Annotated in this window: 14 protein-coding genes; 10 read left to right on the forward strand and 4 right to left on the reverse strand. The window is 56.8% G+C overall.

Annotation, left to right across the window (positions count from 1 at the left end):
• Positions 1-11: 11 nt before the first annotated feature.
• Positions 12-1,286, reverse strand: coding sequence for an MFS transporter (locus ENTCL_RS17485; protein ID WP_013367475.1), 1,275 nt, complete (start codon positions 1,284-1,286; stop codon positions 12-14).
• 590 nt (positions 1,287-1,876) lie between these two features.
• Between ENTCL_RS17485 and dhaK the strand changes: the two genes are divergently transcribed.
• The 9 genes from dhaK (at position 1,877) to ENTCL_RS17530 (ending at position 12,344) form a co-directional block, all read left to right on the forward strand.
• Positions 1,877-2,941 (forward strand): dihydroxyacetone kinase subunit DhaK, encoded by a 1,065-nt coding sequence (gene dhaK / locus ENTCL_RS17490; RefSeq protein WP_044612171.1) that lies wholly within the window; start codon positions 1,877-1,879, stop codon positions 2,939-2,941.
• Between the two features lie 12 nt (positions 2,942-2,953).
• Complete coding sequence (gene dhaL, locus ENTCL_RS17495) at positions 2,954-3,586, forward strand: dihydroxyacetone kinase subunit DhaL (RefSeq protein ID WP_013367477.1); 633 nt, start codon at positions 2,954-2,956, stop codon at positions 3,584-3,586.
• Positions 3,587-3,588: 2 nt separating this feature from the next.
• Positions 3,589-5,961, forward strand: coding sequence for a phosphoenolpyruvate--protein phosphotransferase (gene ptsP / locus ENTCL_RS17500; RefSeq protein ID WP_013367478.1), 2,373 nt, complete (start codon positions 3,589-3,591; stop codon positions 5,959-5,961).
• Between the two features lie 93 nt (positions 5,962-6,054).
• The gene (locus ENTCL_RS17505; protein ID WP_013367479.1) at positions 6,055-6,825 is read left to right on the forward strand and encodes an amidohydrolase; all 771 of its coding nucleotides are present in this window, start codon (positions 6,055-6,057) and stop codon (positions 6,823-6,825) included.
• 347 nt (positions 6,826-7,172) lie between these two features.
• The gene (locus tag ENTCL_RS17510; protein ID WP_013367480.1) at positions 7,173-8,282 is read left to right on the forward strand and encodes an AI-2E family transporter; all 1,110 of its coding nucleotides are present in this window, start codon (positions 7,173-7,175) and stop codon (positions 8,280-8,282) included.
• On the forward strand, positions 8,272-9,795 hold the full coding sequence (locus ENTCL_RS17515) for an efflux transporter outer membrane subunit (protein ID WP_013367481.1): 1,524 nt from the start codon (positions 8,272-8,274) through the stop codon (positions 9,793-9,795). Before ENTCL_RS17510 ends, ENTCL_RS17515 begins: the two co-directional genes overlap by 11 nt.
• Positions 9,792-10,886 carry an HlyD family secretion protein gene (locus ENTCL_RS17520; protein WP_013367482.1) on the forward strand — a complete coding sequence of 365 codons (1,095 nt, stop codon included), beginning with the start codon at positions 9,792-9,794 and terminating at the stop codon, positions 10,884-10,886. Before ENTCL_RS17515 ends, ENTCL_RS17520 begins: the two co-directional genes overlap by 4 nt.
• A gap of 8 nt (positions 10,887-10,894) precedes the next feature.
• A complete protein-coding gene (locus ENTCL_RS17525; protein WP_013367483.1) occupies positions 10,895-11,920 on the forward strand; it encodes a DUF2955 domain-containing protein in 1,026 nt (341 codons plus the stop codon).
• 4 nt (positions 11,921-11,924) lie between these two features.
• The gene (locus ENTCL_RS17530) at positions 11,925-12,344 is read left to right on the forward strand and encodes an ion channel (RefSeq protein WP_013367484.1); all 420 of its coding nucleotides are present in this window, start codon (positions 11,925-11,927) and stop codon (positions 12,342-12,344) included.
• A gap of 64 nt (positions 12,345-12,408) precedes the next feature.
• Here ENTCL_RS17530 and ENTCL_RS17535 read toward each other — a convergent pair whose 3' ends face one another.
• Positions 12,409-14,058 (reverse strand): OFA family MFS transporter, encoded by a 1,650-nt coding sequence (locus ENTCL_RS17535; RefSeq protein ID WP_013367485.1) that lies wholly within the window; start codon positions 14,056-14,058, stop codon positions 12,409-12,411.
• Between the two features lie 558 nt (positions 14,059-14,616).
• Between ENTCL_RS17535 and ENTCL_RS17540 the strand changes: the two genes are divergently transcribed.
• Complete coding sequence (locus ENTCL_RS17540) at positions 14,617-16,086, forward strand: nucleobase:cation symporter-2 family protein (protein WP_013367486.1); 1,470 nt, start codon at positions 14,617-14,619, stop codon at positions 16,084-16,086.
• Between the two features lie 176 nt (positions 16,087-16,262).
• On the opposite strand, the gene ENTCL_RS17545 is transcribed toward ENTCL_RS17540, so the two are convergent.
• Together ENTCL_RS17545 and ENTCL_RS17550 are read right to left on the reverse strand one after the other, a co-directional pair.
• Complete coding sequence (locus ENTCL_RS17545) at positions 16,263-16,721, reverse strand: (2Fe-2S)-binding protein (protein WP_013367487.1); 459 nt, start codon at positions 16,719-16,721, stop codon at positions 16,263-16,265.
• A 40-nt stretch (positions 16,722-16,761) separates the two neighbouring features.
• Positions 16,762-19,977 carry a molybdopterin cofactor-binding domain-containing protein gene (locus ENTCL_RS17550; RefSeq protein WP_013367488.1) on the reverse strand — a complete coding sequence of 1,072 codons (3,216 nt, stop codon included), beginning with the start codon at positions 19,975-19,977 and terminating at the stop codon, positions 16,762-16,764.
• Between the last annotated feature and the right edge of the window lie 203 nt (positions 19,978-20,180).

The following is a 20,180-nucleotide window of genomic DNA, read 5'->3' on the forward strand; positions in this document are numbered from 1 at the left end:
GTCGTCTGTATTCAGGATGCGCAGTCAACGTTGGCTTGCTGCGCCTTCGTCGCTTCTGCGTTGACCCGGTTCTTACGGTTTACGTGCTGCAATACCAGTGCCGCGACCAGCCCCACAAATGCGCAGCCCAGCATGAACATGAACACGTCCTGATAACCGGCAATACCCGGTTTGCGGTCAACCATATTGCCCACCATCGTGTAGCAGTAGATTTCCGGGAAATAGGTCAGCAGCGAAATCAGCCCCGCAGCGGTACCGGTGACTTTGGCCGGGATTTTTACCTCATCGATAATGGAGAAGAACACAGCATTCGCGGAGTAAATGAACACGCCCAGCGCCACCATATTTGCGAGAGCAATCGTGACGTAGCGCGTATCGCCAGGCAGGAAACAATAGACGGTCGTGAAGACGATCATTCCGATAAAGGCGTAGATCATAAAACGGGTACGCGACGCGCAGCGATCCGCCAGTTGCCCGCCAATCAGCCCCCCCATCGCAAACAGTACGTAGGCGCGGATAATACTGGCGATCGCCACTTCCGATTCGCCCATATGCAGCACCTGCGTCAGATACGGCGTGACCATGCCGAAGCCGATATAAATTGACCACATGCTGAACGTCACAATGCCAGCCAGCCAGACGGTAGGCATCTTCAGCACCACCGCCATGTCGGCAAGACGGAAGTTGCTTTTATCTTCATTATGCGTTTCATCTTCGCAGACGAACCAGGCCAGTACGCCGGTCAGCACCGTGACCACCGAGTAGAAAATGATGGTGGCCCTTAAACCTTCAACGCCTTCGCCGAATTTCGCAAATAACGGAACGGAAAGAAAACCCAGTACGATGGACGTCAGCCCTTTGCCCAGGAACCAATAACCGTACAGCCGCCCCTGCTGCTCGCTGGAACCCAGCGTACGAATAATACGCACGCACACGGCCCAGAACGTAAATACGGTAGTGACCGCCCACAGCGCGTGTAAAAGAACAATCATGGTGTAGGACGGGAATGTCGCGTAATAAAAGCCGCTAATCCCCGTAGAGATCAGAGAAAATGTCATTAGCTTCCGCGCAGAAAAACGGTCTGCGGCCCAACCGCCGGGTAAATATAATAAAAAGTTAACTAAACCATAGGCTGTCATTAAAAAACCGAGCTCAGCATTGGTTGCGCCCGTGGCCTGCTGCATAGCCTCATAATAGGTTTCACGAAGATAGGGCAATTTATATATTGCACTACCCGCAATGCCGCACAGCGCCAGCGTTATCCATTTTCTCCAGTTACTGGACATATCTATCTCCACATCAAAATTAAATGCATGTTTGTTATGGCCCGCCGTTCTGCGGGCCATTATTTTCATCGTTAGTTTTAAAGCCCCAGAGGGTACGCGGTTAAAATTACTGAATAAACATTCTGAGTTGTCATGGGGAATGACATATTGTGAGTGGTTTCTCCTGCCGCGGCAGGGGCTTTAGCAATTGCACAGCTTGCGATATTATTCAGAGTGCGACTTTTCTGAAAAAATTTCCCCGGACTAATAATTATCTTATTCATATCATGCCTCGCATCGCTGACTGCAGTTCATAATCAACGTATCGCTGTGAGCACATCAGCGGCAAGGACTTCATTAAAGAAAAAACTGTTTTTATGATCGCGCTGTAAAAACCCGCCCTTTCCGAATGTTTACAAGCCTATTTCCTGAAAACCAGTCACAATATTTCCCTCAATATCTAGCCACTATTTCATTTTGAAACAGTGGCTATCAAAAACCGTTTCATTATGAACCTTTCCCGACGGTCATTTGTTTAACTAGCCACGGATAATTAATCTCACCAGAAGAAATTCTGGCTGTTCACCCACGTTATCAGGACAAGAATGAGCATGAAAAAGTTAATTAACCAGATTGATACCGTTGTCACAGAACAAATGGAGGGCATGGTCGCCTGCTGGCCACACCTGCAGGCAAGCTATGATCCCCGCTTTATCTGGCACTCACAGCCAAAAAACGTCGTGGCGCTGGTCTCGGGTGGCGGTTCCGGGCACGAACCCCTGCACTCCGGATTCATCGGCACCGGCATGCTGACCGGCGCCTGCCCTGGTGAGGTTTTTACGTCCCCGACCCCCGATCAAATGATCGAATGCGCAAAAAAGGTCGATAGCGGCGCAGGTGTCCTGTTTTTTATCAAAAACTACACCGGGGATATTCTCAACTTCGAAACTGCCGTGGAAATGCTTCATGAGGAAGGTATCAAAGTCGGCACGGTGATTATTGACGATGATGTCGCCGTCAAGGATAGCCTGTACACCGCCGGGCGCCGAGGCGTCGCTGGCACTCTCTTTGTAGAGAAAATCGTTGGCGCGGCGGCGCTGCAGGGATACTCCCTTGAAGCCTGCGAAAAACTGGGCCGCGACGTCAACAACGCCACACGCTCTTTCGGCGTGGCCCTCGCGGCGTGTACGGTACCGGCCGCCGGTAAACCCTCATTCGAGCTGGCGGATAACGAAATTGAGTTCGGCGTGGGTATTCACGGCGAACCGGGTATTGAAAGACGCGCCTTGCCGGATCTTGATACCCTGGTTGCCAGCGTCATGGCGCAATTAGTGGATAACACGCCATGGCTTAGAACCTTGCGCCACTGGGATCGCCCTACCGACGACTGGATGGCAACCACGTCGGCGAATACACGGTTTGATAATCACGACGAGTATATAGTGCTTATCAATGGTCTCGGCGCTACGCCGGAATCGGAACTTTATGGCGTAGCCCGGGCGGTGACGCGTGCGGCAAAGCAACGCGGTATTCGCATCGTTCGCCACCTGGTCGGCAACTACTGTACATCACTGGATATGGCCGGTTTTTCCGTAAGCCTGCTGAAATGCTCCCCATCGTTTTTAGCGCTGTGGGACGCACCGGTCAACACGCCTGCGCTTCGCTGGGGATGCTAAAAAGGACATCATATGAAAATTCATAATAAACATATTATTGCATGGCTGGAACGCTGCTCAGTGTACATGAGCGAACAGCAGGATTTCTTAACCAACCTCGACAGAGATATTGGCGATGCCGACCACGGACTGAACATGAATCGCGGTTTCACCGCTGTGGAGGCAATCCTGCCGGAGATAGAGCGTCAGCATATCGGCAATATCCTAAAGAACACCGGCATGAAGCTCCTCTCCAGCGTCGGCGGCGCCAGCGGTCCGCTGTACGGCACGCTGTTTATTCGCGCCTCGGCGGCCGTCGGGGTGCGTACCGAATTAAGCTTTGCCGAGTGGCTCGACTGTCTGCAGGAAGGGATTTCCGCCGTCGTCGCCCGCGGTAAAGCCGAACAAGGCGACAAAACCCTGTGTGACGTGTGGGTCCCGGTGCTCCATGCGGCGAAAGTGAACCTTCAGTCTGGAATGTCGGAAAGCGAGCTACTTCGCACCATGGAGCAGGATGCCGTCACGGCGGTGAACAACACCATCAATATGCAGGCCAAAAAAGGGCGCGCCAGCTACCTCGGCGCGCGCAGCGTTGGGCACCAGGATCCCGGAGCAACTTCCTCCTGGTTGATGATTAAAGCCATGCAGGAAGGATTCACGGAATAATTATGACCGCCATTGTCATTGTTTCTCACAGCCTGCGCCTGGCGCAGGGGATCGAAGAGCTGGCCCTGCAAATGTCCGGAGGAAAGGTTCCACTGGCCGTTGCCGCCGGCATCGACGATCCGCAAAACCCGATCGGCACCGACGCTATCGCTATCCTGTCGGCTATTGAATCCGTCTGGTCGCCGGCGGGCGTGCTGGTATTCATGGATATGGGCAGCGCGCTGCTCAGCACCGAAATGGCGCTGGAGCTGCTATCGGAAGAACAGAGAGCCGCCGTACATCTGATGTCGGCTCCTGTAGTGGAAGGGGTACTGTCCGCCATTGTCTGTGCAGCGGCAGAACTTCCAATATCAGCCATTATCGCCGAAGCCGCCAGCGCCCTTGACGCAAAGCGCCAGCATCTTCACCCCAACGAGGCTGCGGCTACTGACATCACGCCAGAGCCGGGCCAGAGCATCGCAGAGCAAGCGCACACGCTGCGCTGGACGGTGCGTAATTTTCACGGTATTCACGCGCGCCCGGCGGCAAAAATTGTCGCCACAGCGGCCCGCTGTGATGCAGAGATTACCGTGATCAACGGCGATAAGCGCGCCAGCGCCCGGAGCCTCAACGGGCTGGCCATGCTCGGTATTCGCTGCGGCGACGAGATCCTCTTTCAGATATCAGGTCATGACGCCAGTCAGGCAATTCAGCTGATAACATCGCTTGCGCAGAGCCATTTTGGCGAATCTCATGCGCTGGAGCCTGTTGCGAACGAGCCGCAGCCGGTCCAGCGCATCACCGCAGAAGGCGCGGTATCCGGCCTGCCGGTTAACGAAGGGATCGCCATCGGCTGCGTGAAATGGTTCTCCTGCGAACTACCCGAGTTTCCGCTGCGTACCCCGGCGAGTCCTGCGGAAGAAATGGCGAAAATAGACTCGGCGATTGGCGCCGTTCTCCACGCGCTGGAGCAAAAAGCGCTCGGCCCGGAAGGAGAAATCTTTGCCGCGCACCAGGCGATGTTAGACGACCCTGAGATTCGCCTGCAGGTATTGCAGGAGCTGGGAAAAGGTGACCAGGCCGAAACCGCGTGGATGAACGTGATGCAGGAGGTCGCGAGCCGCTATCGTCATGCCAGCAGCCCGTACTTCCGCGAACGCGAAGCCGACGTACACGATCTTGCCCGTCAGGTTCTTCTGGCGCTTTGCGGCGTCAGCGAGGGGACGTTTGCCACCCATGAGCCCTGCATATTGCTGGCGGACGATCTGCTGCCCTCTCAGGTCGCTAATCTGGATAAGCGCCATATCCTGGGTATTTGCCTGCGCAACGGCGGCGCCACATCGCATAGCGCGATCCTCGCCAGAGCGATGGGTATCCCGGCGGTGGTCAAAGCGGCGATCGCCAGCACGCAGATCCCTGATGGCGCGGAAGTGATCCTCGACGGCGGCAAAGGACAGCTCTGGTTTGATCCGGATGACGCAACGCGCCTGAGCCTGATCCAGCGTCACGATGAATGGCGGCAATCCAAAGCTAGCGCGCTTGCCAGCGCAGCGCAGCCGGCCATCACCCGGCACGGTCAGCGAATTAATGTACTGGCGAATATTGGCGGCCCGGAGGATGTGGATGCCGCTCTGGCGCAGGGAGCGGAGGGGGTTGGGCTATTTCGTACCGAGTTTTTATTCCACGATGCGGCCGAACTCCCCGGCGAGGATGAGCAGTTCCGGGTTTACTGCGATATCGCCCGGGCGTTTGGCGATAAGCCGGTCACCATCCGGACGCTGGATATCGGTGGAGACAAGCCTTTAGCCGCCCTTCCGCAGGCCAAAGAGGACAATCCGTTTCTCGGGCTGCGCGGCATTCGCCTTTGCCTGGCCTCGCCGCAGATTTTTATACCACAGCTACGCGCGCTGCTGCGGGCTGGAGCGTTGCATCCCAATCTGCAAATTATGCTGCCGATGATATCAACGCAGGATGAGGTCGCTGCGGTACAGGCGCTGACGCAACAGCAGGCGCAATTGTTGAATATTCCTCAGGAACGTCTCCCTGCGCTCGGCATCATGATAGAAGTCCCTGCCGCCGTGATGATTGCGGATGCGCTGGCGCAGCAGGTCGATTTTTTCTCGATAGGCACCAACGATCTGACGCAATACATCATGGCGGCCGATCGCGGCAACAGCGCGGTTGCCGAGCTGGTCGATTATCGCAACGAGGCGGTCGTCAGCGCTATTGCGCGCGTTTGCGAAGCCGGACGCACCTATGGCATACCGGTCAGTATGTGCGGCGAAATGGCAGGCGATGTCACGCAGACCGCGCTTCTGCTGCGTCTGGGAATTGATAAGCTTAGCGCCAGCGCGGCGCGGCTTCCGGCGTTAAAAGCCACGATCAGAGAGCTGTAATCCGTATCAGGCGGTCACCGTGACCGCTTTTTTCCCAACCCCGTCATCGCTCATGCTACAGTGAAAAGACGCCGTAATATGGGAGTCTCAATTGTGCCTGGTTTAAAAATAACACTGTTGCAACAGCCTTTGGTGTGGATGGACGGCCCTGCCAACCTGCGCCATTTCGATCGCCAGCTGGAAGGGATACAGGGACGGGATATCATCGTCTTACCGGAAATGTTTACTACCGGTTTCGCGATGGAAGCGGCGACGCAATCGCTCCCCGAAAACGACGTAGTCATGTGGATGCAGAGCAAAGCCCGGCAGACCAATGCGCTTATCGCCGGGAGCGCCGCCCTGCAGGTGGAGCGCGGCCCGGTCAACCGCTTTTTACTGGTAGAGCCTGATGGCCGGGTTCATCGTTACGACAAGCGCCATCTGTTCCGCATGGCCGATGAGCATCATCATTACGAAGCGGGCAATGAACGCGTGATCTTCGAATGGCGAGGCTGGCGAATCCTGCCGCTGGTGTGTTACGACCTGCGTTTCCCGGTATGGTCGCGTAACCGCGGCGATTACGATCTGGCGCTGTATGTGGCGAACTGGCCGGCGCCACGCTCGCTGCACTGGCAGGCGCTGCTGGTCGCCAGGGCCATTGAGAACCTCGCCTATGTCGCGGGCTGCAACCGCGTCGGCACCGACGGCAACGGCCACCACTATCGCGGCGACAGCCGCGTTGTCAGCCCGCAGGGAGAAATTCTTGCCACCGCGGACCCGCACCAGGTGACGCGGATTGATGCAGAACTGTCGCTGACCGCGTTAAAGGAGTACCGCGAGAAATTCCCGGCGTGGCAGGATGCGGACCCGTTCACTCTGGATTAGCGCCTCCCCTCCCCCGCGAGCGGGTAAAACGACGTTGGCCTGAAGCATGACGCGACAGGCCTTTTTGTTTGCCCGTCATTGCTTAATATCTTTATTTATCAATGCCATCACGCATTATATCGCAGGCTAACGATCCCATTTAATAAACCTGAACCATTACCGTTTAATATTTGCTTATTCTGCGGGCGTTCTGTTCTACACTAATAAAGTGGATAAAATTCAACATAAATGAGAGCCATTTTTAAATAACTTCCAGCGTCAACTAAAACGATTACGTCTCTATACTGGCTTGCTTTGCGCACCAGACCCGGCGGTTGCGTGTGCATTATCAACTGGAACAAACGATCATGGAAAATAATAATCTGCTCATTGTTGAAAAAAGACTTGTTGCCAGATTTATGGATATGTTCATCAAGTTTGGACTTATCCTGGCATTAGCCTCTTTTTGCTTTACGGTATTTTCTCCCTTTCTGAATATGATGCTGTGGGCGATTATTCTGGCGGTAACGCTCTACCCGCTCCAGCAGTATTTCGCGGCCCGTCTGGGCGGTAAGCAGGGCTGGGCATCCACGCTGCTGGTCCTGCTCGGTATTCTGTTGATCGTCGCACCGACGATTGCGATGGTGAGCTCGCTGGGAGAAAGCGTCAGCGCCCTTATCGACAAAATGGGCAGCGGCAGCCTGGTGATCCCTCCGCCTTCCGAAAGTATCGCCTCCATTCCGGTTGTCGGCGGCAAACTGCACGCGCTGTGGCTCAAGGCATCGGTGGATTTACCGGGGCTGATTAGCGCCTACCGCACCCAGCTGGGCGACGTTGCCAAACAGGTGCTGAGCGTTCTGGCCAGCATGGGCGGCGGGCTGCTGGGCTTTGTCGTCTCCTTTATCGTCGCGGGTATTATGATGGCCTGGGGCGCCGCTGGCGCCAACAGCGCCAGACGCATCGCCATGCGTCTTACCGATGAGAACAAAGGCGTTGCGCTGATCAAACTGTGCACCAGCACCATCCGCGCGGTAGCGCAAGGGGTTATCGGCGTGGCGCTGATCCAGGCGCTGCTGGCAGGGGTGGTTATGGCGCTGGCCGGAATTCCTGCCGTCGGCATCTTCTTTATCCTGGCGCTGATTCTGGGGATCGCGCAGATCCCGGTGATTCTGGTCACAGCGCCGGCGATCGCTATCATGTGGCACATGGGCGACCACGGCACGGGCCTGAACATTATCTACACCGTGCTGCTGCTTATCGCCGGTATGGCCGATAACGTGCTCAAACCGCTGATGCTCGGCCGCGGCGTTGATGCGCCAATGCCGGTTGTTCTGCTGGGCGCGCTGGGCGGTATGGCGGCCAGCGGCATTCTCGGCATGTTCATCGGCGCAACGCTGCTCTCCATCGGTTATCGCATCTTTATGGCCTGGGTCAACGAAGGCCTGGCTAACGCATCGAGCGGAAACGATGGTAAATGACGGTCGTCTTGGGCGCCTCCTGTTAACCGGAGGCGCCTGCCTGGTTCTGACCGCCTGCACTAAACTGGGGCCGGACTATACCCCACCGAAAACCCCGGAGCTGACGCAGTGGCAGCCGGCAACGCGAGGGGTTACCCCACACGCGGCGCAGGCGTCTTACGACCGGTGGTGGACGCAGCTTAACGACCCAACGCTCACCGCGCTCGTCAACGAGGCGCTGCGGAAAAATCCTGACGTTAAGATTGCGGGGCTGCGCTTGCTCGAATCCCGCGCCCAGTTAGGTATTGCGGAAAGTCTGCTGGGGCCGCAGGCCACCGTCGGCAGCGGAGAGATTGTGCGCACCGGCCAGGTCCGCGACCATCACTCCAGCACGGCCACCAGCTATGGCGCAGGCTTCAATCTGGGATGGGAAATTGATTTCTGGGGCAAATTCCAGCGCGGCGTTGAATCCGCCGATGCGAGCTATTTCGCCACGCTTGCGCAGTACGACGACATTCAGGTGCTGATGGCCGCTCAGGTCGCGCAGCTGTACGTCAACATCCGCACGCTGGAAGCCCGGCTGAACATTACCCGCAACAACGCCGATATTCAAAAACGCAGCCTGCAAATCACCGAACGGTTATTCCTGAGCGGCAACAGCGCTGAGCTCGACGTTCAGCAGGCGAAAACCCAGTATCTGTCAACGCTCTCCAGCATCCCGCAGCTGGAAACCAGTCTGCGCCAGAGCCAGAACGCGCTGAGCGTGCTGCTGGCCAGAAAGCCGGGGCCGCTGCCGGAAATGGCAAGCAATACCGGGGTTATCCCGCAGGGGGATTTATCGCTGGTTTCCGAGGTGCCGGCCGACCTGCTGCGCCGTCGTCCCGACGTCAGGACGGCCGAGCGGCAGCTGGCGGCACAGTCGGCGCTGATAGGCGTCGCCGAAAGCGAGCTGTATCCGTCAATTTCGCTTATCGGCAGCGTCGGGATCAGCGCCCGCACCGGCAGCAGCAGTACGCTTTCGTGGGTCGCAGGCCCAACGTTTAGCTGGAACCTGCTGGATCAGGGCCGTCTCGGCAACCAGGTACTGGTGCAGGATGCCCGTTTCCTGCAGCTGCATGAACGTTACCGGGACACCGTTTTCCAGGCCGCACGGGAAGTTGACGATGCCGCTATCGCCTACGCCAACGATAAAGACGAGATTACGCTGCTTATTGAAACCGGCCAGGCGGCGACCCGTTCGCTGGAGATTGCCAATACGCAGTATCGCGAAGGGATGGCGGATTTCCAGCGCGTTCTGGATTCGCAGCGCGCCCTGTTTAACCAGCAGGAGCGTCTGGTTAACAGCCGCGGCGCAATGATGCGCGATCTGATAACCCTGTATAAAGCGCTGGGCGGCGGTTGGGAGACAGGGCGCCAGCGTCCGCTGGTAGACCGTGAAACCGAGTCGCACCTGCGTCAGCGGGATAACTGGGTTCCGCTGCTGGATACCCCACTGCCCTCTGCCACCGAGACCAAAGAAGGTAACTCGCCATGACTTCCCCCTCATCCCCGGCCGGCCAGGCCAGCCGTCGTGGAGTGACAGGCATTCTTGTCCTGATCGTGATTCTGCTCTGCTGGTATCTGGTGTCTGACCGGTTCACGCCCTACACCTCGCAGGCCAGAGTTCAGGCATTCGTGGTGCCTGTCGCCGCCGAGGTCACCGGGCAGATCCAAAAAGTGTACGTCCGCGATAACCAGCAGGTTGCCGTTGGCGATCCGCTATTCGAGCTCGATCCGGAACCGTACGATATTGCGCTGGCGCGCGCGCGTTCCGATTACGATACCGTACTGAGCTCGGTGAAAGCCAACAGCGAGGGGATTGCCGCCGCGAAGGCAGGCTATCAGGCTGCCGTTGCCGCCTACGAAAACGCGGCGAAAGACGCTGAGCGTCAGGAGCGCCTGTATCGTGAAGATCCCGGCACCATCTCGGTTCGCCGTCTCGAAATCGCCCAGGCGACCCGGGAGACCGCCCGCAGCCAGATGGCCGCCGCCGCCGCCGATGTCCGTAAAGCGACCGAGGCCGCAGGTATCGCAGGCGACAACAACTCGCAGCTGCTGAGCGCCCGCTCGGCGGTCCGCAAAGCGGAGCTGGACCGCAAGAATACTCTTATTGTCGCCAGCAACCGCGGTCTGGTGACCGATCTGCGTACCGATATTGGTGAGTTCGTCGGCGCCGGCGCGCCGGTCATGACGCTGGTGGCGATAAACGATGTCTGGATCAGCGCCGATATGACGGAGAACAACCTCGGCCACGTGAAGCCGGGCGATGAGGTGGCGATTCTGCTCGACAGCATGCCGGGCCACGTCTTTAAAGGCGAGGTCCGCAGCATCGGCTACGGCGTCAACACCTCTTCCGCGCAACCGGCGGGCGCGCTGCCCACCATCGATAATAACCGCGACTGGCTGCGTCAGGCCCAGCGTTTCCCGGTCAAAGTCGCTTTCGCAAAAGATGATTTACCCCCGCCCGACAGCCTGCGGGTGGGCGGTCAGGTGGACGTTCTTGTCTACGCCAGCGGCAGCGGCGTGCTGAACTTCTTCGGCAGCCTGTATATCCGCCTGATGAGCCTCTTCTCATATTTCTATTGAGGTTCCCGATGCATAACGCCGATCGTGCGGTACTGAGAATAGGCAGCGGGATCGCCGTGGCGGCGCTGGTCTGCTACGGCGTTGGCCTGCCGATGCCGCACCTCGGCTGTATTATGGCCTGGATAGTGCTGTGCCAGGGCAAACCGTTGCCCATCCGTAAAGGCGTTATCGTCGGTCTGGTGCTGATGGCGACGATGATTGGCGGGGTGCTGATGGTGCCGCTATTGACCCATTATCCGCTGCCGGCGCTGCTGCTGACAGGGTTACTGCTGTACCGGCTGATGCTGATGGGGCTGTCGGGGAAAGGCGCGCAGTCCATGCTGCTGATTGTCGCTATCGCCATTATCCCCATCGCCGGTCTGATTGAGCAGCCGCTGGCTATCGGTATCGCCCAGATGATGGGCGTTGGCATTATCACCGGCACGCTGGTCAACCGCCTGACGCTGGCGCTGTTTCCTCCGCAGCCCGCCGCGGCGGCGGCAGGTAAAGCCGCGCCGCCGCTGCCGGAGTCGCCGCACTATCTGGCGCTACGCGCGGTGCTTATCGTGCTGCCGGTATGGCTGCTGGCGCTAAGCAACCCGGCATTTTATATCCCGGCTATTATGAAAACCGTGATGCTGGCGCAGCAGGCTAACACGCTGTCGGTGAAAACCGCCGGCCGGGAGCTGGTGCTGTCTACGCTGATGGGCGCCCTGCTGGCGGCAGGACTGTGGTTCGGGCTCAGTATCTGGCCATCGTTGTTGATGCTGGCGCTGTGGCTGGGGCTGCTCAGCCTGTGGGTCGCACGCCGGATGATACGGCTGGCCGCCACCCGGTTCCCCCCCTCATTCTGGAGCAATGCCTGGATAACCTGCCTCATCCTGTTTGGCCCGGCCATTCAGGATAGCGCGTCAGGAAAGGATGTATGGATGGCATCAGCGATGCGCTGCTCTTTATATATCGTGGTCGCGCTTTACGGCTGGGCCTGCGTCGCGCTGCTTGAGCGCTGGCGCGCCAGCGGCCGACCCGCTGTCGATATCATCTCTGGAGATTAATACTATGTTATTGCCCTTACTGATGGGGATGCCGGTTATTCTGTGCAATATGCTGCTACAGTCGCTGGCTTCCGTCTGGAGCATACGTTTTTACATCAAACACTTTCACCACAAAGAAGGCGCGATAGCGGGCGTTCTGGCGTTGTTTGGCATTATCACCATTGTACTTTTTGGCAATCTGCTGCAAATCCTGCTGTGGGGAGTGCTTTTCTTGTGGCTGGGAGAATTCAACACGCTGAAAGAGGCGGTGTATCACTCTGGCGTTAACTTTGCCACTCTGGGTTATGGCGACATTGTGATGAGCGCGAAATGGAAACTGCTGGGCCCGCTGGAGGCCGTCAATGGCGCGCTGATGATCGGACTTTCCGGCGCCAGCATGCTGGCGGTTCTGCAGCACCATATTCGCAAGCAGCTCACGCCCTGAGCACCTGTCCAGCTTGCCGGGCGCATAAGGCCCGGCGGTAAATACAACACCTGGATAAATTCATCTACATAAAGAACTTCACCGCCTGCTGCAGCGTAGTCCCCATCCCCCACAGCAGCGGCACACCGACAGCAATCCAGCTCAGCGTCAGTAGCGGTGTTGCAGGCTTAGGATGCCAGGTAAGCAGAGCATCTTTATTGATGGTATACAGCCCTTTAGCCTGCTGCTGTTGCTCGGCGGTCATCGCGTATTTTGGCGGAATTGGCCGTACCAGTTGATTGCAGATAAAACCGATAATTAACAGTCCGGTCAGCACCAGCAGCGTAATATCGTAGATCCGCGCCGGGTCCACGCCCTGCGCCAGCTGATACTCACGCAAGTAGTTGACCAGTACCGGGCCGCTAATTCCGGCCGCCGACCATGCGGTCAGCAAGCGACCGTGGATCGCGCCAACCATTTGCGAACCGAATACATCAGCAAGATAAGCCGGGATAGTAGCGAAACCGCCGCCGTACATGGAGATGATCACGCACAGCGCGCAGACAAAGAGTGCTACGTAGCCGCCATGGTTAATCAGCGGCAGCGTGCCATAAAGTAAGGCGCCGAGGAAAAAGATCAGCGCAAAAGTCACTTTCCTGCCGCACATATCCGAAACCGAGGCCCAGAAAAAACGCCCCAGAATATTAAACAGGCTGAGCAAGCCGGTAAAACCGGCGGCCACGGTGGCGATACGCTTAAGCTGTTCACCATTTAGCGCCTGCCAGCTCAGATCCAGCGATAACAGCTTGCCGGCAAAAATCTCCTGCAACATCGGCGAGGCCATACCGAGAATACCAATCCCGGCGGTGACATTCAGCCATAGTACCAGCCACAGTAGCCAGAACTGAGGGGTCCGCCAGGCCACGCTAACGTGAACCTGAATGCCTGGGTTGCTGTTGATGACCTTTTGCGCCTTCTCGCCGCTCGGGTGCCAGCCCATCGGCGGCAGACGGTATCCGAAGGTACCGCAAAGCATAAACAACGCGTAAATTGCCGATAGTGCCAGAATGCTTTGCCAGACGCCGTTCCCCTGACCATCGGCAAAAAAGTTCATTAACCAGTTCGCGAGCGGCGCGCCCACCAGCGCCCCGCCACCGAAACCCATAATCGCCATCCCCGCGGCCATCCCGCGCTTATCGGGAAACCAGCGCAGCAGTGTTGAAACCGGTGAGATATAGCCGAGCCCAAGACCAATACCGCCAATCACGCCAGCCCCCAACCACAGCAGCCACAGCTGATGGAAATAGATAGCGATGGCCGACAGCAGCAGGCCGCCGCACCAGCACAGAGTGGCGACAAAACTTACCAGCCGCGGGCCAACTTTCTCCAGCCAGCTCCCCCACAGCGCCGCGGAACAGCCGAGAAAAACGAAAAACAGCGTGTAGGTCCAGCCGAGCATGGAGATTTTCCAGTCGCACTGACGGGTAAAGAGCTGCTGCCAGAACGAGATCTCAGGCGGACACTGCAGCGGCGCGCTGCCGCCAATCAGATGCGACATCGGCAGCCAGTAAACGGAAAAGCCATAGGCCATGCCGATACACAAATGCACCGCCAGCGCGGCAGGAGGGACCAACCAGCGGTTAAATCCAGGTTTGGCAATAATGCGGGACTTAGCAAAAAAACGACTCAACGATGAAACGGGCGGAGTCGCGATATTTTCATTAATCTGCACCATATTCCTGTCCTTATCATATTTGTTTGCCGGCTAGCGCAGCAGCCGGTGGCAGACGGTAAAGGCAAGAACGATGCCACCTGATGAAAAAACGAACAAAAATGGTGACTGAAGCGAGCAAGCTGACTACAGCAAAACCGCTGAGTACAAATCCAGACATCAACAAGAGAAAACCATCGCCGACAATGTTCTCTTTTCCCGGACAAACTTAGCGTTATGTGGGCCAGGTTAACGATGGCAAACGATTTTGATAAACCGAACTCTCAGACTGATACAGCGTATCAGATGGATGAAATCGGGAATATGGTTGCCAGTCGCCATGAATACACAGCCTGAAAATAGCCGCAAAAACCCGTGATTAATTTCACAGATACATTATCCGACAAGGATATGACTCATTTCTGGCACAGCTTACGCATAACACCGTCACCGCATAAGAAACTCCGTGCGCATATCACGCTAATGAACGTCATCAGCAGAGGGAGGCGACGGCCTTCGAATCGTAACTTCTGCCCTTTCATTTCCGACATGAACAGAAGTCGTAAAGGAGACAACTACTTCATGAAAGATTTTGCCATTCCGGACTCACACAATACGGCGTCTACCGCGCCGGTCGATGAGATCCTGCCAATTACGCAAATGATACTCTATGGATTGCAGCACGTACTGGTGATGTACGCCGGGGCAGTGGCGGTTCCGCTGGTGGTAGGCAATGCGGTAGGGCTACCTGCAGAACACATTATTTTATTAATCAGCGCTGATTTGTTTGTTTGCGGCGCCGCAACGCTCGTGCAATCGATGGGCATCAGGCAGTGGCTGGGCTGTCGGCTGCCGCTGATTCAGGGCTGTACTTTCGCCGCGCTAATCCCGATGGTGCTTATTGGCAAAGAGTACGGTATCGGCGCGATCTCCGGGGCGGTTATCGTCGCGGGCATTTTTATCCTCTGCTGCGCGCCGTGGATTAGCCGCCTGATTCGCTTCTTTCCGAAGGTGGTGATGGGCGGCATCGTCACGCTGATAGGGCTCTCTATCATGCCGGTGGCAGGCGGCTGGATTGGCGGTGGCAGCAGTGAGATGGCTGGGTTCGGCGATCTCTTCTCGCTACTGATGGCGGCTATCACCCTGGTCATCATTCTTAACCTTTATACTTTCGCAACCGGGGTTATCAAAAACACCGCAGTGCTGATCGGGCTGGTGATTGGTACCATTTTATGGAGCTTCTTTAAGCCGCTGGATTTTAACCTCGTCAACGTCACCCCGTGGCTGCACCTGCCGCAGGTGATGCAGTTCGCCCGACCGGAATTTCATATTGTTCCCGTCGCCCTGTTGTCGATGGTGATGGTGGTGGTTATGGTCGAGACCATGTCGTCAATCATGGGTACCGGCGATATCGTCGGTAAAAAGGTTGACGCCAGCATGCTGCGTAACGGCCTGAATACCTGCGGCCTGGCTACCATGGTTTGTGGCCTCTTTAACCTGTTCCCCTATGCCGCCTTTGCGCAGAACATTGGCCTTATTGGTCTGACCGGGGTACGCAGCCGCTTTGTGGTGTCGGTTTCCGGCGTCATCCTGATGCTGATGGGCGTCTTCGCTAAAATGGCGGCGCTGGTGGTGCTGATCCCGAAACCGATCCTCGGCGGCGCGGGTGTCGTAATGTTTGGTATGGTCGCCGTCTCCGGTATCCGTACGCTCGGTCAGGTCAACTATCGCAACAATAACAATGGAATGGTCGTCGGACTGACCCTTGGTCTCGGCATGATGCCGGTCCTGGTGCCCAACCTGTTTACCCAGTTTCCACCGATGATGCAGCTGTTCCTGCACAGCGGTATCACCATCGGAACCCTGACGGCGATCGTCGCCAATCTGACGCTTAACGGCAGCGTGCCGTTTCGTATTTCTCACGATGTTCCAGAACCAGACCCGGTGCCGCCGAGCGCTGCCGCTCGCAACATGGCGGTACGGACGGTGCGCATGTGGCTGCTGTTGCGCAAGGTGCAAAAAGGTCAAACCACCGCGGGTAGCCAGGAGTAATTTATGTCCATGGCGCCACGCCAGCTTTTTGCCTTGTGAATGAAACTCACTATGTGCTGAAAATTGATAAGGTACCTGTGCCGCAATCCGGGGTTGGGGATTACCCCGATTAATGTGTCACGAAGACAGGCAGGAGACGTTCCGGGGTAATAAACGCCTTACCCCGGAATCAGACATTACGATTTAATCGCGTGTTGAATGGAGTCGATAATCGGTTGGTAGCCTGTGCAACGGCACATATTGCCCTCTAACACATCCTTTATCTGCGCTTCGGTTGGGTTTGGATCTTTGGTTAGTAGCTCAGTGGCGCTAACGAGTACTCCCGGGGTACAAAACCCGCACTGCACGCCGCCCTTCTCGATAAATGCGTCCTGTAATTTTTGGGTAATCGGATTATCATTTAACCCTTCGAGAGTCACAATCTCCGCATCATCACACTGCGCGGCCAGCACCAGACAGGAACACACCGCGTTACCGTCCATCAGCACCGTACAGGCGCCGCATTCACCTATCGAACATCCCTCTTTGGTGGCGGTAAGTCGCAACGTATCGCGCACCAGATCCAACAACCGCATATTGCCTTCGACCTTCGCTTCCACCAGCTTGCCGTTCACCTTCACTTTAATTATGCTCATTGCTCTATCCTGATAGGGCGCTGCGCGCCCAACGTAATCATTAAATCCCTGATACCTGCTGCGCCTCAGCCATCATATCGCGGAACATATTGACGAATACCGGCTGCTTATAGGCCGCCGACCAGCGCTTGCCGATCGCGGCATAGATAAGCTTATCCAGCACTTCACAGGCACTGTTGATACTGTCGCTGTTCAGCGGTTTCCCCAGCAGGCACCGCTCAATATCCAGCAACCGCTGTGGCTTGCTGAACAGCGCGCCATCCACCAGCCGGCAGTAGCTCACCGTCCCGTCGTCGGCAAAATCCAGCAGCGCGCTCAGGCTTTGGCGCGTAATATTCAGCGCGTTACGCCGTCCTAACTGGTGATAGAAACCTTTCGCCTGCGGTCGCGCCGGCGGCGGCAGTATCACTTTGGTCAGCAGCTCATCAGGCTGACGCTGGGTTTTATAGCCAGAGAGTAAGAACTCGGCCAGACCAAGGGTACGCATGCCGTTAAGCGAGCACAGTTCGATACGGGCATCATAGAGAATGGCTGGCGGGATTGAGTCGCCGCAGGGAGCGGCGTTGACGATATTACCGCCGATGGTGGCGCGATTACGGATCTGATGCGAACCGACGGTATGGCAGGCCTGCACAAGCAGCGGGTAGCGTTCACGCAGCAGAGGATGATCGGTGATGCGGTTAAAGGTCATCGCCCCGCCGATGGTCACTTCATGCGTCGCGGGATCTTCGCTCACCTGCGTCAGTTCAGGCAGATGAGAAATATCTATCAGCCGCATTGCCCGGGTCTGCAAACGTCCCTGTACAATAACGTCAGTACCGCCGGCGATAGCCGTGACGCCATCATTCGCCAGCAGGGTTAGCGCCTCCTGCAGGCTTTGCGGCCGGGTCACTTCCACGTCCGTGAGGCGTAACACGTGTTTCCTGTTTTCCGCCTCCAGCATCATTTCACTTTGGCGAACCGGTTTCTTCAGGTTGTAGCCGAGGATCACCTGTTCGAGGGTCAGAGGTAATTTATTAAACCGCGCTTCCAGCGCAAAGCTCACCGCGTTATTGATCGCCGCCGCCGCCAGCTCGGTTGCTGGCTCACCAATCCCCTTCGCGCCCAGCGGCCCGGCGATATCCGGGTTTTCCACGCCGATAACCGTCATGCGTGGGATATCTTTCATCGTTGGCAGCAGGTAGCTATCGAAGTTTTCCGACTTCACCTGGCCATTTTCAATGTTGAAGTCCTCCAGCAACGCGTAGCCGAAACCCTGAGCGACCCCGCCGTAGACCTGTCCTTCGAAGCCCACCGGATTGAGTACACGTCCAACATCATGCGCGGCGGTTACATGCAGCAGATCGGTTTTGCCGGTACTGGTGTTGACGCGGACCTCAGCCACCTGGCAGCCGTACACCCAGGTGAAATACGGGCTGCCGCAACCTTTCTCTTCATCCCAGTGGATCGGTGGCGGCACAAACCAGCCGTATTCGGTCAAGCTGACACTGGCCCATTTGGTTTTGTTGACCGCAGTTTTGAAGTCAATGCGCCGTTCGCTATCCTGGATATTGATAATAAAGCCATTCTGCCAACGCGTTTCGCTCAGCTCGCGGGTTCCGATGCTGTCGCCGACCACGCTGAGAATACGGCGTTTTATCTTATCGGCGGCATCAAGGATCGCCCCTCCGCCGACCATCGTTCCACGGGTGGCCGCTGTCGAGCCGCCGTCACCGATAACCGATGTTGGCGGCTCCATAAAATGGAGATCCGCCAGTTCAATGCCGAAGGTTTCCGCAGCGATCAGCGACATCGCGGTCTGTAACCCCTGACCATTTTCCGATACCGACGTCGCCAGGTTGACGCTACCGTCTTCGTTCACCTGAATCAGCGCCGTGGAGGTATCAACGCCCTCCGCGCCGATGGAACAGCCGCGATAGCTCAACGCGATGCCGATACCGTAACGATAAACGCCGCCTTTTAGATTTAACTCGCGATAGTGTTGGCGCCTGGCGGCAAACTCTGACGCATTCACCGCCTTGTTCAGGACCTCAACTGCCGAGACGGTATGTTTATCAAACAGCTGTCCGGTCACCGAGGTATCGCCCTGACGTAAGGCGTTAACCTCGCGTACCGCTACCGGCGAAAGATTGAGGGTTTCGGCGATCTCATCCATAAAGGATTCGTTAGCATAGACCACCTGCGGCGAGCCGAAGCCGCGCATCGCCGAGGTATAGCTGTTGTTGGTATAAACCGCTTTCACATCGATATGGACGTTAGGAATGTTGTACGGCCCCGCCGCCTGTACCGAAGAGCGCCAGGTGACGAACGGTGATGAAGCCGCATAACCACCGCTGTCGGCCAGAATATCGATTTTGATCGCCAGGATGCGCCCGGCGTCGTCCATCCCCGCCCGGTACTTCATCTTATACGGATGGCGCTTGCAGCTTTCGATAATTGACTGCTCGCGGGTGTAGGTGAATTTCACCGGACAGCCTGTCAGGCGGGTCATCAGCGCCGAACGGCAGGCCAGGTGATCGATAATGTCATCTTTTCCGCCGAACGAGCCGCCCATCACCGCGCGTTTGACGTTGATCTGGCTCTGCGGGCAGCCTATGAATTTAGCCACGAAGCTACGCACACGGTGCGGGTTTTGAATTGAGCCTGAGATAATCAGGCTGCCGTCGGTGGGGTCAAGCCAGGTCAGCACCACTTCCGGCTCGATGTAAGCGTGCTCCTGGAAGCCCACTTCATATTCACGTTCAATAACGTGCTTTGCCTCAGCGAAGCCTTTTTCGATATCCCCCTTAACGGTATGGTGATGAGCAACGACATTATCACGGCATTCGGGATGTATTCGCCGCGCGTCGGGTGCCATCGCCTCTTCTACGTCGGTCAACGGCACATACGGCGCATAACGAACGCGGATTTTATCCGCCGCTTCGCAGGCGACTTCATAGCTGGTCGCCGCCACTACTGCCACCACATCGCCGTGAAAGACGACCTCGTCTTTCACGATCGGCAGATAATCTTTCACAATAATCCCTACCGCTGGGGTACCGGGAATATCCTGCCAGGTGGCGATCTTGACGACGCCTTCGACGCTCAGCGCCTCACTAAGATCGATCTCCTCGATTTTCCCGGCAGGAATATCCGCAAAGCGACAGACGCCATAGAGCATGCCGGGTAAGGTAATATCATCGCCATAAATGGCCGTTCCTTTGACTTTCGCCAATCCATCCACGCGCCGCAGCGGCGCTGAACGTGAAGCACACATAACATTCCCCTCAATGATTGTCCGTTGCTGGCAATCCCGGGCTCGCCAAACGTAGCGCTATCTATAACCCATGGGAAAAGCCTCATCACCGACAGCAAATCCAATATTTGTGCCATAAATCAAAGGGGTGCTGGTTAAGGTTGTTTTTTGTGAATCGCCGAGCAAAACGCGGCAAAAGCGAGGAAAAACTAGCGCGCCTGAGG

Source organism: [Enterobacter] lignolyticus SCF1 (genome assembly GCF_000164865.1).
Taxonomy (GTDB): Bacteria; Pseudomonadota; Gammaproteobacteria; order Enterobacterales; family Enterobacteriaceae; genus Enterobacter_B; species Enterobacter_B lignolyticus.